We start from the raw sequence: 16,230 nt of genomic DNA, 5'->3' as shown, positions 1-16,230 counted from the left end.
TTTGTCAGTATTGCCGCTCAACAAAAAAGGCATACGGAATTTCACCGTATGCCTTCGCAGGAAATTGATTATTTGAACTCAGTAAGCAATTTACTGAAGTCAGCTTCGGAAAGCTTAAGATCTTGTTTCGATAGACCTTCTTTAGCAAAAGTTGGAAGAGAATCTTCGTAGCTCTTTTTCTCTTTGTTTTGGTAGATGATACCCGTCAACATGGAGTTTGTTTCCATGATTTTCGTCATCGCCATCACACGGTTTGTGTAATCATAGTCTGGAATTTCATCCAAATCTACGATGTTCTCTTTGAACCAATCATATGTGTTCACTTTATTGAAAGTTACACATGGGCTGAATACGTTGATCAAGGAGAAACCTTTGTGATTCAAACCAGCTTCAATGACAGCTGTTAACTGTTTCAAGTTACTGGAGAACGATTGTGCTACGAATGAAGCACCTGCAGCCATTGCGATTTCCAAAGGAGAGATCGCGGACTCAACCGTACCTGATGGTACGCTTTTCGTTTTGAAACCTTCCGCACTACGTGGGGATGCTTGACCTTTTGTCAAACCGTAGATTTGGTTATCCATTACGATGTAAGTAACATCGATGTTACGACGAATAGCATGAACAGTGTGCCCCATACCAATTGCAAAGCCGTCTCCGTCTCCACCAGAAGCGATTACTGTCAAATCACGATTGGCCATTTTCACGCCTTGTGCGATTGGTAGTGATCTTCCGTGAATACCGTGGAATCCGTATGCATTGATGTATCCGGAGATACGTCCAGAACAACCGATACCTGAAACGATAGCTAAGTTTTCTGGTTCCAAACCAACGTTAGCGGAAGCACGTTGAATTGCCGCTTGTACGGAGAAATCTCCGCAACCTGGACACCAGTTAGGCTTTACATTGTTACGAAAGTCTTTTAATGTTGCCATGCTAAAGTCAACTCCTTACATTTTTGTTCGATTTCTGCCGGCAAGAATGGATTACCGTTATATTTTAGTACATTTTTGATTTTATCTGCGTGACCAACATGCAGCTTGATTTGATCAGCCAATTGACCAGTAGCGTTGTTTTCAACAACGATAACTGTTTTCGCTTTTTCAATAAGCGGACGCAGTTGTTCAGCCGGGAAAGGATGAATCAAGCGCACTGTTGCATGGTTCGTTTTGATACCTTCCAATTCAACACGACGTCTAGCTTCGTCAATTGTTCCACCCGTTGAACCCATACCGATAATAAGAAGATCTGGGTTTTCGTGAGGAGCATCAGCCTTAATCGCATCTGTCACTTTGATGTGTTTCAATTTCTCAAGACGTTTATCCATCATACGTTGACGGTTTTCAGTGCTTTCGGAAGGACGTCCTGTTTGGTCATGCTCTACACCTGTTACATGGTGAATACCGTTTTTAACGCCTGGAATCACACGAGGTGAAACACCATTTTCTGTGAACTCATAACGTTTGAACAATTGGTTCGCTTCTTGTTCAGGAGCTTCTGTTACTAGAGCGCCGCGGTCGATAACGATGCGGTTGTAATCCAACATTTCTGCGGATTGCTTACCTAGTGAAAGTTGAAGATCTGTCATTAGAATAACAGGTACTTGGTATTGCTCAGCAAGGTTGAAAGCTTCAATCGTATCGTAGAAGCACTCTTCAATCGTGCTTGGGGAAAGAACGATTTTCGGGATCTCACCGTGAGTTCCGTATACCATGGCATTCAAGTCAGATTGCTCTTGTTTCGTAGGAAGACCTGTACTTGGACCACCACGTTGCGTATCAACGATAACAACAGGCTGTTCTGTCATACCTGCTAGACCAATTGCTTCCATCATCAAGGAAAGACCAGGACCTGCAGATGCTGTTAATGCACGAGCACCAGCGTAGTTAGCGCCAATTGCCATTGTTACTGCAGCAATTTCATCTTCTGTTTGGATAACCGTTCCACCCATTTTAGGAAGTACTTTTTGCAAATATTCCATTACTTCGGATGCTGGTGTAATTGGATAAGCAGGCATGAAGCGGCAACCTGCAGCAACAGCTCCAAGAGCAATTGCATCATTACCGATCATAAACAATTTTTGTTGTCCGTCTGCAGGCTCAAGTTGGAAGTCAGCGATAGGTCCGCCAGCAAGTTCAAGTACGGATTCCGCACCTTTACGAACCGCTTCAATGTTCTTCTCAACGACAGCTGCACCTTTACGGCCAAACTCTTCTTCTACAGCTTTATTAAACACGTCTAGCGGCAAGCCAAGTAGAGCCCATGAAGCGCCAGACGCGGCCATGTTCTTAAATAGAGACGTTCCTAATTCCTCTGCGATCGCTGTGATCGGCACTGGGAACAATCTAGCTTTAATTCCTTCTGGTAAAACAGGGTTAAATTTAGCATCCGCAACGATAACACCATTGTCGCGAAGCTCGTGTGCGTTGAAATCGATACTTTCTTGGTCAAATGCAACAAGAATATCTAAATCGTCTGAAATTGCGCGAATCGGCTTGGTGCTGATGCGAATCTTGTTATTTGTATGTCCCCCCTTAATCCGTGAAGAGAAATGACGGTACCCATACAAATAGTAACCGAGACGGTTCAATGCAGTAGAGAAAATGCGGTCTGTACTTTCGACCCCTTCACCCTGCTGACCTCCGATTTTCCAAGATAACTGACTAATCACCGTACGTCCACTCCTTTTGATTGTAGCTGCGTGAAGAAAATTTGATAAGCTGATTGTTTAGTAATGTAAGATGATGCAATAAAAAAATTCTTTCACTTGTCATCCAAATTCTATGCCTTTACAGACTAAATTGCAAGAGGTTTCACCGTTTCTAAAAGATAGAGTTTTTAGATTGTATCCATATCAATATTAGATTGATTCCTTTCTATCATTGCGGAAGGTTCGCCAACATGAAATTGCGCCAATTTCCATACAAAAACGCCTCGACTTGCGACTCCGTATAGCTTTTACACAAAGCTTCTATAATATTTCCGTATTGTCCAACATGTCTTAAATCTTTGACCCATTGCTCAATCCCATCAAAATCCGAACCAAATCCAATGTGGGACTCCCCACCTAATGCACAGATATGATCAATGTGTTTCAGGATCGATGAAATCTGAACGGTTGGATTGGCGTTATCCAGAAAGTAGGGAACAAACGTAATCCCCATCAATCCTTTACATTGTATGACAGCTTTGATTTGATCGTCTGATAAATTTCTTGGATGGGGGCAAATTTGATAGGCATTCGAGTGGGAGGCGATAAATGGTTTAGGATAAACCTCAACAAGCTCCCAGAAGGCTGCTACCGAAAGATGGGACACATCGACTATTATACCCATAGTTTCGATTTCTTTTAACATCCGCTTTCCTTTTTTGGTAAAACCACCTTTTCTCGGCTCCATAACACCATCCGCGGCCCAATTCGCATAATTCCATGTCAGTCCTGCACAGCGTACACCTAAGTATTCAAGAATTCGCAAGTGTGTTAAATTACCCGCAAGCGCATCCAAGCCTTCTACTGTCAAAATAGCCCCAATCTTATTGGTTTGCTCTAAAGCAAGCCAATCCGCTGCCGTTCGAATAATGCTCATTTGTGGGTGGCTTGCGATTTTCCGATGAAACACATCAACCATTTGCAAAATATGATCAAAGCTTGGGTTCGGAATCGCTTCCGAAAGATAGATGGCAAAGTATTGCACCTTCACGCCTGACTGCTGAAGCTTAGGAAAACTCACATCAAGCTCCACTGCTTCCTCATCGAATTCCAGCTTCTCATTCATATACAGCTTCGTTAATGCGTCACAATGACCGTCTACGATTCTCCTCATCTAACCGCCTCCTGATATCGAAACTAAGTGCCTAAACAGCACAAAAACCTCTATACAGAGGTTTCTTAGGTACTGTGAAAACATTTCGTTTTAACTTGTTATCAGTTCTGAACGTCAACGTTTATTCATTGTCCTCCTGCTACCGAGGCTCGACAATCAATTTAATAGCTGTCCGGTCCTCCCCATCAATAACGATATCCGTGAAGGCTGGTACACATATTAAGTCGACTCCACTAGGCGCCACAAATCCTCTTGCGATAGCTACTGCTTTGATGGCTTGGTTCAACGCGCCTGCACCTATCGCTTGAAGCTCAGCTGCTCCACGCTCACGCAATACGCCTGCCAATGCACCTGCTACGGAGTTTGGATTAGATTTTGCTGAAACTTTTAATACATCCATGAATAGTACCTCCTCGGAAATGATGGATAGCTTCCAATACCCATCATATTCGCAAGGGTGACTAAACATGCTAACTCATCCCATGATTACGGATAGTGCATGTTTTCTGTACATTAATCCATGAATACTTGATCTTCATCATAGCGAATCAAGTTGATTCCTTTCGCTAATCCTGTCTGATCGTTTAATTCTATAACAACAGCATGGAAATGCCATTTCCCTTCATCTGTAACGAAACGAACAGGGAGCTGTGTTTTAAACTTCTGGAGCACAGCATTACGTTCTACCCCTAGAATGCCGTCACGAGGCCCTACCATCCCTACATCCGTCACATACGCGGTCCCTTGAGGCAATACTCGGTTGTCATTCGTTTGAACGTGCGTGTGTGTTCCTACGACTGCAGAAACCTTGCCATCCAAATGCCAGCCCATCGCAATTTTCTCCGATGTCGCTTCCGCATGAAAATCGACAAAAACAAATTTATGTTTTTTCTTATCGCCTTCCAAAATTTCATCCACTTTACGGAATGGACAATCAATTGGCGGCAAGAATGTTCGGCCTTGTAGATTAATGATAAGAAGTTCTTGATCTTTCACTTTAATAACGGTGTGCCCTCTACCAGGAGTCCCCGGTGGGAAGTTCGCTGGACGCACCATTTTATCATCACGATCGATGAAATCGAAGATTTCCTTCTGATCCCATGTGTGATTCCCCATCGTAATCGCTTGAATGCCCATTTCATAAATCTCTTTCGCGATGGCCGCTGTAATTCCTTTGCCAGCCGCGGCGTTTTCTCCATTCGCAATAAACACTGCATGGGGATGCAATTGCTTTAATCTTGGCATGATATTCTTCAATGCTTTTCTTCCAACAGAACCTACGATGTCTCCGATAAATACAATTTTCATTACTTAAAACTAGCTCCTTTATGACCGAAATTAGTTTAGCTCTCTCTTTGTAGTTACTTTCGGCCTTGAAAATAAGGAAAAGTGGCTATGATAGCCACTTTTCCCATTCGTTTCTTATTTAGCGTATTCAACTGCTCTTGTTTCACGAATGACCGTAACCTTAATATGTCCTGGATAATCGAGTTCACCCTCGATTTTCTTCGTAATATCACGGGCTAAGCGGAACGCCTCAGTGTCATCCACTTTCTCTGGCTGCACCATAACGCGAACTTCACGGCCTGCTTGAATGGCATATGATTTCTCAACACCTTCAAACGACTCTGAAATCTCTTCCAGCTTCTCAAGACGTTTGATATACGTTTCTAGCGTTTCTCTACGAGCACCTGGTCTTGCTGCTGACAATGCATCTGCAGCGCCGACTAGCATGGCAATAACAGAGGTTGCTTCCACGTCACCGTGATGTGAAGCAATACTATTAATGACGATTGGATGCTCTTTGTATTTCTTACCAATTTCAACACCGATTTCAACGTGAGACCCTTCAACTTCATGGTCTAACGCTTTACCAATGTCATGAAGCAGCCCGGCACGTTTCGCCAAAGTTACGTCTACCCCGAGCTCCCCGGCCATTAAACCAGCCAGATACGCTACTTCCATGGAATGTTTCAACACGTTTTGTCCGTAACTTGTTCTGAACTTCAGGCGCCCCAAAATTTTGATCAAGTCAGGATGCAATCCGTGTACCCCAACTTCAAACGTCGCTTGCTCCCCATACTCGCGGATACGTTCGTCCACTTCTTTGCGGGACTTCTCAACCATCTCTTCGATACGTGCTGGATGAATACGTCCATCCGCCACAAGTTTCTCAAGTGATGTGCGAGCAATTTCACGACGGATTGGGTCAAAACCAGATAAGATTACTGCTTCAGGCGTATCATCAATAATAAGGTCAATACCTGTCAATGTTTCCAATGCACGGATATTTCTACCTTCACGACCGATAATACGGCCCTTCATTTCTTCATTAGGCAACGAGACAACTGAAACTGTAGTTTCAGCTACGTGATCTGCCGCACACCGCTGAATAGCAAGTGTGATGATCTCACGGGCTTTCTTATCGCCTTCTTCTTTGGCTTGTGTTTCAATCTCTTTGATTAGCTGCGCAGTTTCATGGCGAACTTCTTGTTCTACATTAGTAAGAATGATGCTCTTAGCTTCTTCCATTGTAAGTCCAGAAATTCGTTCCAATTCGGAAACTTGGCTTTTATAAAGCTGATCAATTTGTGTTTGTGTATCTTCGATACGCTTCTCTTTGTTGGCAACTAACTCTTCTTTACGCTCAAGAGATTCTAATTTTTTATCCAGCGATTCCTCTTTTTGCAACAATCGTCTTTCTTGGCGTTGAATTTCATTCCGACGCTCACGAATGTCTTTTTCAGCTTCGGACCTCAGCTTATGCACTTCGTCCTTTGCTTCCAGAACCGTTTCTTTTTTCAGTGCTTCTGCTTCCTTCTTGGCAGATTCTCTGATCTGCTCAGCGGCTGTTTCAGCACTGGAAATTTTCGCTTCTGCAAGAGATTTTCGGATAAAATAACCAATCCCTAAGCATGCAGCACCAACAACGAGAATGATCGCGATCCAGATGACAGTCATCTTGTTCACCTCCTCGTTGGTTTCTCCAAGTTTTTAGCCTGGGACCTTCGGTTTGTTAATCCGATTCAATTGTTTGGCTAGTCATACATACCCTTACCATCATAAGAGTATGGCTTTTAAATGAATGCGCACAGTGCGTGAGGGCACTCTAGTGCTAATAATCCATAATCAACAGTGTAAAAATTGGCGGTTTTTACAACTGTCCTCTCAAAATCAATGAAATTAGTATGATTTTGAATACATTATGAAAATATACATTGTTATTTTATCTTTTGTCGAAGAAGCTTGTCAAGCGAATGTCAAAGAGTTGATTATTTAGGCCCACTATTTTCGAGACGATAGTTAACTGCATTAAATAAAATCGAAATTAATTAATGCCATTAAATATCATCAAATCCATCTTCCATGAAGGCCATTTCCTCATTCTCTGTTTCACTAATAATCTCGCCCAAGACCTTCGATACAATAGACCCCGTGTAGCCTCTTCGCATTAGAAATGCCGCAGTTTTACGCTTTCTATCCATCACTTGTCCTGTCGTTTGCTTCCATTTCGTGCTTGCTATTTTGAGTGCCCCGGCATACTCATCCTCAGGATCAATGGACTCCATGGTACTTTTAACCACATCTTGATGGATCCCTTTTTGTTGAAGTTCTTGTCGAATCAAGTTACGTCCTTTGCGCTGAGTTATGACCCGATTATCTGTCCACATCTTCGCAAACTCTTCATCATTGATATATTTGTTTTCAACTAGTTTCACACTTGCCCATTCAATAATAGGAGCCTCGAAACCCTTCTCCTTCAGTTTACGCTTTACCTCTGATAGAGAATGAGGACGTCTTCCAACCATATAAAGTGCCTTTACGTAGGCCAAATTTTGCTCCTCATCGATCAGGATAGCTTCAATCGCTTGCTTGTATAAAGATTCACCTTTGTTTAAACGATGTTTGATCAAAATATCTTCGTGAACTGAAAAAGCGTATTCCTCATTAAGATAAATGTTATAGCGAGGTCTTCCTTGTTTTTGTTTCTCAACCCTAGTTATGATTTGTAGTTGTTCCTCTTGTTGCTCATTTTGTTGTTCCTCTTCGTGATTCACTTCTATAACCTCCATAATGAAGAAAAGCACCTCAACACAAGGTTAAGGTGCTTCTTCCAGCCTATCTGACAATCCTATTCAAAAGCTGTTTCCAACTCATCTTCCTCGTCATCCGTGTTTGGACCTACGACTTTAATTAAGTTGCTGTTCTCTCTAATTCTCAGTTCAATCGTTTCGGAGATCGCTTTATTATCTTTCAAGAATTGCTTCGCGTTCTCACGACCTTGACCAAGGCGTTCACCTTCATAGGAATACCAAGCGCCGCTCTTATTCACGATATCCAGCTCAGTCCCGATATCAATAATACTACCTTCGCGTGAGATACCTTCACCGTACATAATATCGACTTCAGCTTGTTTAAATGGAGGTGCTACTTTATTCTTAACGACCTTAATTCTCGTACGGTTACCAACCATGTCATTACCTTGTTTGATAGTTTCAATACGACGAACATCCAAACGAACGGAAGAGTAGAACTTCAATGCACGACCACCTGGCGTTGTCTCAGGGTTACCGAACATAACGCCAACTTTCTCACGCAATTGGTTAATGAAAATAGCGATAACTTTGGATTTATTGATTGCTCCAGACAATTTACGAAGAGCTTGTGACATCAAACGTGCTTGAAGACCTACGTGAGAATCCCCCATGTCGCCTTCAATTTCCGCTTTAGGTACTAGTGCTGCAACGGAGTCGATAACAATAATATCAACCGCGCCACTGCGTACAAGTGCTTCCGCGATCTCAAGCGCTTGCTCACCTGTATCTGGCTGGGAAAGTAATAGTTCATCTATATTAATACCAAGCTTGCTTGCATATGAAGGATCCAACGCATGCTCCGCATCGATGAAAGCAGCTTGTCCGCCGACTTTCTGAACTTCAGCAATTGCATGTAGAGCGACTGTTGTTTTACCTGATGACTCTGGTCCGTATACTTCAATAATTCTTCCACGCGGGAATCCACCTATTCCAAGTGCGATATCAAGGGCAAGAGCACCTGATGAAATCGTTTCAACTTGCATATGTGTAGATTCTCCAAGCTTCATGATGGAGCCTTTTCCGAACTGTTTCTCAATTTGACGTAATGCGTTATCAAGTGCGGCACGACGATCTGACAAAACGACCACTTCCTTCTATCATTATAGGTATATGATAACTTGTTTTGGCATGTTTGCCAAGCATTTTTTCGAACATACATTCGTTTTTTCTGCGAACAAACAAAAAACCGTAACAAAGTTATCGCTTTGCTACGGTTCTTCCGTTAACTAACTCCAATTATAGTAGATTTCTAATTGTCTTTCAACTGTTTCCATAATTGATAGAGTGCACGCTTTGCAGCTCTTTGTTTGATAAACGCTCTATTGCCAGATAATTGGAGAGTAAAGACTTCTGTCTTCGCATTCTTTTGTGCTAACCCGACATAGACAAGCCCTACAGGCTTCCCTTCAGACGTGCTTGGACCCGCCACTCCGGTCACCGAGATCCCAAAGTCACTACCTGTCCTAATAATCAACTGCTCAGCTAAAATGACGGCTGTGTCGCTGCTGACAGCGCCTGGGGCACCTTCCCCCTCCAAAACATCCATTGGAACACCAAGTAACTTATGTTTTAAAGCGTTAGAGTACACGATAATACCGCCTAAGAATGATTGTGAGCTGCCCGGCACGGCTGTTAATAAATCACTTAGCAAGCCCCCTGTACAGCTCTCAGCCACGGCGAGTGTCTTCTTACTTGCTGCGAGTAACTGTAAGATGATCGTCTCTATAGGCACGTCTTGATCCGCGTAGAGATACTCCCCTAGCCGATTTATAATTTCAGCTTCAGTCGCTTGTAATTTCTGCTCGCCTTCTTCAGCCGTATGTGCACGCGTAGTTAGACGAATGGTCACTTCACCCTCATTGGCGTATGGAGCAATGGTCGGATCCGATTGCGACTCAATCAAATCCAACAAATGATGCTCCAAATTGGACTCCCCAATGCCAGCAAATTTCAACATTTTCGAATATAGCGGCACTTCATTCGTCATTAAAGATTTCAGCCAAGGCACAGCATAGTTCGTAAACATCGGCTTCATTTCTTTCGGAGGACCTGGTAAAAGGATAAAATACGTCCCCTCAAACGTCAGCGCATTGCCAACGGCCAAACCTGTATCGTTATGTAAGGGATCGCTGCCTTCTAACATCAGGGCTTGTCGTCGATTGCTCTCCACCATATGAATTCCTCGCGAGGAAAACATGTGAGTAATAGCCTCCATGGACGGCTCGTGAAGCACTAATTTGCGCCCCGTCAATGCCGCTAAGACATCTTTAGTCAGATCATCTTGAGTCGGCCCTAGACCGCCTGTACAAATGACTACATCAGCTCGAGATGCCGCTAATTTCAAACTTTCTAATAAGCGCTGTTCGTTATCGCCAACTACGGTTTGAAAGTACATATCAATCCCATGTGCAGCACATTCCCTCGATATAAATTGCGCATTCGTATTGACAATTTGACCAAGCAGCAATTCTGTTCCTACCGCGATGATTTCGGCTTTCATTCTGATTCCTCCTTAAATGAGAAAACCTCTAATCTGATCGATCAATGATGATCGACCAGGTTTAGAGGTAGGTTGTTATGATTTTTCCGAAAAATCAATGACATGCTTATTTTTGACGAAATATTCCACACCTGAATAAACGGTAATAATTGCTGCTGCCCAACTAGCTATTACATCAAAGGGAAAATCTAGAAACGTAAATGGAAAATTATTAATTAGCAGTGCAATGATCGCTGTAATCTGAGCTGCCGTCTTCGCTTTGCCCCATTTGCTGGCCGCCATAACAGTACCCTCTAAGAGCGCAATTTGACGAAGTCCCGTAACAGCCCACTCTCTGCTAATAATGACAATAACGATCCATGCATCAACTTTATCCATTTCTACTAATGAAACAAGTACAGCGGTAACAAGCAGCTTGTCTGCCAGAGGATCCAGAAGCTTGCCCAGATTCGTGACAAGATTCCGTTTCCTAGCGATGTAACCATCTAAGCTATCTGTACTCGCAGCAATAATAAAAATTAAAGCAGCAATAATTTGATTATACGTTATGCTAAACTCCTCGATCCGTATTTGAGGAAATTTTACCTTAATCAACAGGAAGAACATGATGATTGGTACTAATAAAATTCTCGCTACGGTGATGCGGTTAGCTAAGTTCATGCAATTACCTCCCCGGATAAGTCAAACTCATAGGAGTGGGTAATACGAACTTTGGCTAGTTCGCCAATGTTCAATTTGGCATTCGAAACGAATACTTCGCCATCAATTTCAGGCGCATCGAATTGGGAACGACCGATATACACATCGCTTCTGCCATCGTATCTCTCAATAAGCACATCAATTTCTTGACCAATACGACGACCGCCGCGAATATTCGAAATCTCACGTTGAATTTCCATAATCGCATTCGCACGGTATTCTTTCACATCATCCGGCACTTGATCCGGCAATCTTGCTGCTGGTGTATCATCTTCTTTGGAATAAGCAAACACACCAAGACGATCGAACTGAACGTCACGTACGAACTGCTTCAAATTCTCAAAATCTTGTTCGGTTTCGCCAGGGAAACCAACAATAAGAGACGTACGCAGAGCAACATCCGGAATGGATTCGCGAATTTTACGAACAAGCTCACGTGTATCCTTTTGACGGCCTGGTCTACGCATACGTTTGAGAATGGAATCCTCACTATGCTGCAAAGGCATATCGATATACTTGCACACTTTCGGATTCGTCGCCATCACTTCAATTAGCTCATCGCTGAAGAAGCCTGGATATGCGTAGTGCAGACGTACCCACTCAATACCCTCTACTTCACTAACTTTGTTTAACAAAGTAGGAAGCATAAAGCTATCATACAGATCTGTCCCATAGTTCGTAGAATCTTGAGCAATTAAGCTGATTTCTTTAACCCCTTGTGAAGCTAGGTTAGCTACTTCTGCCACAATGGACTCAATGCTTCTGCTTTTGAAGCTACCGCGCATAATTGGAATCGAACAGAATGTACAAGCGTTATCGCAGCCTTCAGCAATTTTCACATAGGCCGTATAACGAGGTGTTGTCATCAAACGAGGAAGGTCCGCGTCATAGTTAAATACCGGATTCCCTACTAGAACCGGTTTCTTCCCTCTGAGCGCTTCATCTACAATATGATTAATTTTATCAAAATCGCCCGTACCCACAATGCCATCAATCTCTGGCATTTCCTCCATTAACTGCTTCTTGTATCGTTGTGTTAAACAGCCCGAAACGATAAGCGCTTTGAGATTCGCTGTTTGCTTCAGCTCTGCCATATCCAAAATTGTATTTACGGATTCTTCTTTCGCCGCATCAATGAACCCGCAAGTGTTCACGATAATGACTGTAGCATCTTCCTTGTTGTCCACAAGGTGAAAACCACGGCCATGAATTAAACCTGACATAATCTCGGAGTCAACTAAATTCTTCTCGCATCCGAGAGTAACTACTTTAACCTTTTCTGTCATGAAAGAAACAACCTCCAATAGTCCTAAAAAACACTCCCTACCAGTATAATACAAGCCTTATAGGGTGTCAAAATGTAAAAACCCCCTGCATCCAGGGGGTTTTCCATATCATAGAGCTTTTTTACTGCTTATTTCATGTTCACAAACTGCAAGTCCAACTGGATATCTGCCTTCCGAAGGAGCGCTATGACCGCTTGTAAATCATCGCGACTCTTCCCGGTTACACGAATTTGATCCCCTTGAATTTGCGTTTTTACTTTCAACTTCGAATCACGAATTAATATATTAATTTTTTTGGAATTCTCTTGATCGACGCCTTGCTTCATGCTAATTTTCTGTCTGACCGTGGAACCAGCGGCTGGCTCAACTTTGGAATATTCGAGATTCTTAATCGAGATTCCGCGCTTCGTCATTTTAGCATGCATAATATCAAGGACGTTCTGAAGCTTAAACTCATCATCCGATGTGACAACAAGCTGATCTTTATCCAATTTAATACTGCTTTTGCTTCCTTTAAAATCAAAACGGGTCAAAATCTCTTTCTCCGCTTGTTGAATGGCATTATTTAATTCCTGCATATCCACTTTGGATACAATATCAAATGAACTCTCTGAACTCATCTACATCCCAACATCCCTTCCATCAAATTACATTAGCATTATAGCAAGAACGCCAAAAAAAAGAAATATCCAACGCCAGTGGCTTCGAATATTTCCTAATAAGCTATTTTAATTACCCGGGAAAGCGCAGGAATTGCCAAATTGCTAGCTTTTCTGCAAATTTAGTTGAACCCGCTTCGGATTCGGCGTATCTCCAACAGGAACGAGTGTGCCATTGACCATGAGCTGCAACGCACTTGCTGCGCCAACATTCAAGAAAGCTGAGGTCCCAAGATCAAAGGTATCCGTTTCACCGGAATTATACAATTTCTGTCTAAGCAATTCACCTTTTTCACCAGTAGGAGTTAAAGCGTTAACCGCGATCCAACAAGAGCCGGTAATCTTGAACTCAATCTTCAAATTCGCAGTTCCCGTAATGATGTAGTTGTCTACACCTTTCTCATTCGAGCTAAATTTAACCTGAACGGCTGGCGGCGTTGGTGTCGGAGCAGGCGTTGGTGTAGGGGTTGCAAGCACCGTTGCTTTCCCATCCCCCGTAGCATTCACAGATGAACCCGGCGACGGATTCGTCGAATCTGTGATCCGCGGCGACTGCGTTTGCGTCGGCTTCTCATCCGCAGGTGTTCCTTTATAATTCTTATATGTATAGTAATATACGATCCCAAATATAAGCAAAATAAAACAGACAAACATCAGGCTGGATGCCCAGCGGCTCATCTTTTCCGTATTGCGAACACTTGATCTATTTTTGCGAATCGCTTCCACAACAGGCTTCTCAATCGTGGGGGCGGGTAGCGTCGACTGATACATATTTAGAACTTCATTCGGATCAAGGCCCAAAGCTTCAGCATAACTTTTAATAAAAGCCCTCACGTAGAAACTCCCAGGCAGTACCTTGTAGTTCCCCTCTTCAATGGCTTCTAGATAGCGTTTGCGTATCTTGGTAACTTCCTGTAGATCATCCAGCGATATCTTTTTTTCCAGTCGTGTTTTGCGCAAAATATAGCCTAAGTCAGACATATGGTCACCTCCCCGAAGGAATTATGAATCCTGTTATTGACGTTTTAAAACTCAAAAAGGTTCGGACGTATACGTAAATGAATCATAGTTAATTTCTTCATCCGGGCTATTCCGAAGCTCAATGATATAATCAAAGTGATTATAGGTGTATTCCGATTCGCGAATAAAAATGTCTGGATGTTCGATCACCTTCGTTGAAGGCATCCCCATTATATCTTGTAACAAGCTGTAATGCTTCTCATTGGATCGAATCGTTGAAACGATACCATCAATGATATATACATTGTTAGGGGTCATTTCATCCTCGGAAAGCTGGCTGCGTACGGTTTGTCTCAACAAGGTTGAGGACACGAACGTCCATCGTTTGTTTGCGCAAACACTACCAGCAATAATCGACTCCGTTTTACCAACACGCGGCATCCCGCGAAGCCCAACAACTTGGTTACCTTCACGTTTGAAGATTTCACCAAGAAAATCAACTAACAAGCCAAGCTCATCGCGCGTAAAACGAAACGTTTTGCGATCGTCAGAATCGCGTTCAATATATCTGCCATGGCGAACAGCCAGAATATCAACTAATTTAGGAGGTCGCAAAGCAGTAATAGTAATATTATCTACTTTTCTCAACATTTTACCCATTAAATCAATTTTTTCTTCATCATTCGTTTGAAGCAGCATTCCGCGTGTACGATCTTCAACCCCATTAATCGTCACGATGTTAATATCCAGCATCCCCATCAAAGAAGCTATATCACCTAATAAACCGGGACGGTTCTTGTGAATTTTGTATTCCATATACCATTCTTTAACGTCCAATTCTTCCACCTCATCATCATCTCTGTCACACATATCTGTAAATGAACTACTCAATTCAAGTCCATTTCATTAATTTCTACAAATTCCGCCATAATCCTTCTCTAAAACCATCTGCAATCGACATTATTTCAGTTTTAGTTCCTTTGTCTCTTGCGCATTATAATTTTGGATACCTTTTTGCCAACCATGCGTTTTCATCATCGCGAGTCGATTATCAAAAATCTGTGCCCAATTGAGCTCTGCGGTTCCTGCACCCGTAAAGTCCATGACCGAGACGCCCAAAGATTTCACTCTTTGAAGCTGCGCTTCCTCAACAGGACTGTAGAAAACAACCCAAGTTGAGCGATGCTGATTGATTTGAAATGTCAGTTGCTGTACCCACTGGGTGTTGTTCAGGAATACAATGTGATCGGATTCTTCGGAAGGTGCCCAGGCGGATGGAATGGGACGGTCGACTTGTGTCACCCATTCAATGCTCACATTTTGAAACAAGAGATCCTGAATCGCTTTGTTTTTCATAGTATCCATCTGTTGCATATCCAATTGGAGTGAAGCGGCCTGTTCATTCACTGCAACTGCGCTGCCAGCGGCAAAAGGTTGACTTTGTAAATACGTCCACTTGCTCGAAGTAAGTCCTAATGCTATCGTTTCGTTAGCCGAAGCGAACAGTTCGTTTCCAACAACGTATATGTAATCATATGATTTCGTTTTCAGCTTTGAAATCACGTTATCATCCAATGTATTCACATCTTTGACCCAGTCGAACGCAATCGAATTGGCATCGCGCCAGCTTTTTAAAGTTTGACTTAGCGCTTCTTTTGCAGGTGCCGTAAGCCCTGCACTTGAGATCATCAATACAGACATTTTCTGATCAAGTACTTCTTGTTTAATGACTGGAATTCCACGATTCCCACAACCAGTAATTATTAATATAAGTAGGATGAAAACAAAAAAGACTCGATTCTTATGCATACGATGATAATTCCTTTCCAGCTTATAAAGCATGCAAAAGCCTCCGAAAGAGGAGGCTCTCACATCATACCCTATTGAATTGTAAAACGGTTATTAACCTTTGTCTACTAATTTTACCATGAGGCGGGCAAGTGTATGCTTTTCCTGCTCATCGCCGGCATCCCACAACTCTTTGAGAACTCTTTCTTGATCATTTTGAGGATCTACTTTGTCAGCCAAGAACTCCCCAATTTGAAAAGCGAGCTTGGAGATGGTTTCATCACTCATCCCTGCATGTCCCGCCTGACTCACGCGTTCAGCCAAAAACTCTTTCCATTTGTCGAACACCTTAAGTACAGTAGCCATTGTAAGAAGCCTCCTTCGAGTTATGAGAAATGGTCATTACATACGTAATAT

General features: G+C 42.7%; 16 protein-coding genes. All 16 read right to left on the bottom strand.

What is annotated here, in order from left to right:
• Positions 1-68 precede the first annotated feature (68 nt).
• A complete protein-coding gene (locus AC58UX_RS19570; RefSeq protein WP_497255693.1) occupies positions 69-935 on the bottom strand; it encodes a 2-oxoacid:ferredoxin oxidoreductase subunit beta in 867 nt (288 codons plus the stop codon).
• Positions 923-2,671: a 2-oxoacid:acceptor oxidoreductase subunit alpha gene (locus tag AC58UX_RS19565; RefSeq protein ID WP_497255691.1), complete on the bottom strand. Its 1,749-nt coding sequence runs from the start codon at positions 2,669-2,671 to the stop codon at positions 923-925. Before AC58UX_RS19565 ends, AC58UX_RS19570 begins: the two co-directional genes overlap by 13 nt.
• Before the next feature lie 208 nt (positions 2,672-2,879).
• A complete protein-coding gene (locus AC58UX_RS19560; protein ID WP_497255689.1) occupies positions 2,880-3,824 on the bottom strand; it encodes a dipeptidase in 945 nt (314 codons plus the stop codon).
• Positions 3,825-3,963: 139 nt separating this feature from the next.
• Positions 3,964-4,224: a stage V sporulation protein S gene (locus tag AC58UX_RS19555; RefSeq protein ID WP_028558349.1), complete on the bottom strand. Its 261-nt coding sequence runs from the start codon at positions 4,222-4,224 to the stop codon at positions 3,964-3,966.
• 113 nt (positions 4,225-4,337) lie between these two features.
• Positions 4,338-5,132: a TIGR00282 family metallophosphoesterase gene (locus AC58UX_RS19550; RefSeq protein ID WP_497255687.1), complete on the bottom strand. Its 795-nt coding sequence runs from the start codon at positions 5,130-5,132 to the stop codon at positions 4,338-4,340.
• A 114-nt stretch (positions 5,133-5,246) separates the two neighbouring features.
• Complete coding sequence (gene rny, locus AC58UX_RS19545; protein WP_497255685.1) at positions 5,247-6,785, bottom strand: ribonuclease Y; 1,539 nt, start codon at positions 6,783-6,785, stop codon at positions 5,247-5,249.
• A gap of 380 nt (positions 6,786-7,165) precedes the next feature.
• Positions 7,166-7,882, bottom strand: a complete 717-nt coding sequence (locus tag AC58UX_RS19540; RefSeq protein WP_497255683.1) for a regulatory protein RecX — start codon at positions 7,880-7,882, stop codon at positions 7,166-7,168.
• Between the two features lie 74 nt (positions 7,883-7,956).
• Complete coding sequence (gene recA / locus AC58UX_RS19535; RefSeq protein ID WP_497255681.1) at positions 7,957-9,000, bottom strand: recombinase RecA; 1,044 nt, start codon at positions 8,998-9,000, stop codon at positions 7,957-7,959.
• A gap of 170 nt (positions 9,001-9,170) precedes the next feature.
• Entirely contained in the window at positions 9,171-10,421 is a 1,251-nt protein-coding gene (locus tag AC58UX_RS19530) for a competence/damage-inducible protein A (protein WP_497255679.1), read from the bottom strand.
• 75 nt (positions 10,422-10,496) lie between these two features.
• Complete coding sequence (gene pgsA / locus AC58UX_RS19525; protein ID WP_056625118.1) at positions 10,497-11,081, bottom strand: CDP-diacylglycerol--glycerol-3-phosphate 3-phosphatidyltransferase; 585 nt, start codon at positions 11,079-11,081, stop codon at positions 10,497-10,499.
• The gene (rimO, locus tag AC58UX_RS19520) at positions 11,078-12,406 is read right to left on the bottom strand and encodes a 30S ribosomal protein S12 methylthiotransferase RimO (RefSeq protein WP_497255677.1); all 1,329 of its coding nucleotides are present in this window, start codon (positions 12,404-12,406) and stop codon (positions 11,078-11,080) included. Before rimO ends, pgsA begins: the two co-directional genes overlap by 4 nt.
• A gap of 128 nt (positions 12,407-12,534) precedes the next feature.
• Complete coding sequence (locus AC58UX_RS19515; RefSeq protein WP_497255675.1) at positions 12,535-13,026, bottom strand: YajQ family cyclic di-GMP-binding protein; 492 nt, start codon at positions 13,024-13,026, stop codon at positions 12,535-12,537.
• A 144-nt stretch (positions 13,027-13,170) separates the two neighbouring features.
• A complete protein-coding gene (locus AC58UX_RS19510; RefSeq protein ID WP_497255673.1) occupies positions 13,171-14,046 on the bottom strand; it encodes a helix-turn-helix domain-containing protein in 876 nt (291 codons plus the stop codon).
• A gap of 51 nt (positions 14,047-14,097) precedes the next feature.
• Positions 14,098-14,895, bottom strand: a complete 798-nt coding sequence (locus AC58UX_RS19505; protein ID WP_497255671.1) for a DUF3388 domain-containing protein — start codon at positions 14,893-14,895, stop codon at positions 14,098-14,100.
• 90 nt (positions 14,896-14,985) lie between these two features.
• Entirely contained in the window at positions 14,986-15,834 is an 849-nt protein-coding gene (locus AC58UX_RS19500; protein ID WP_497255669.1) for a hypothetical protein, read from the bottom strand.
• Between the two features lie 93 nt (positions 15,835-15,927).
• Positions 15,928-16,179, bottom strand: a complete 252-nt coding sequence (locus AC58UX_RS19495) for a DUF3243 domain-containing protein (protein ID WP_497255667.1) — start codon at positions 16,177-16,179, stop codon at positions 15,928-15,930.
• Positions 16,180-16,230 lie beyond the last annotated feature (51 nt).

This window comes from Paenibacillus sp. J22P90 (genome assembly GCF_059692195.1).
This window is presented reverse-complemented; position numbering and strand designations above follow the sequence as displayed.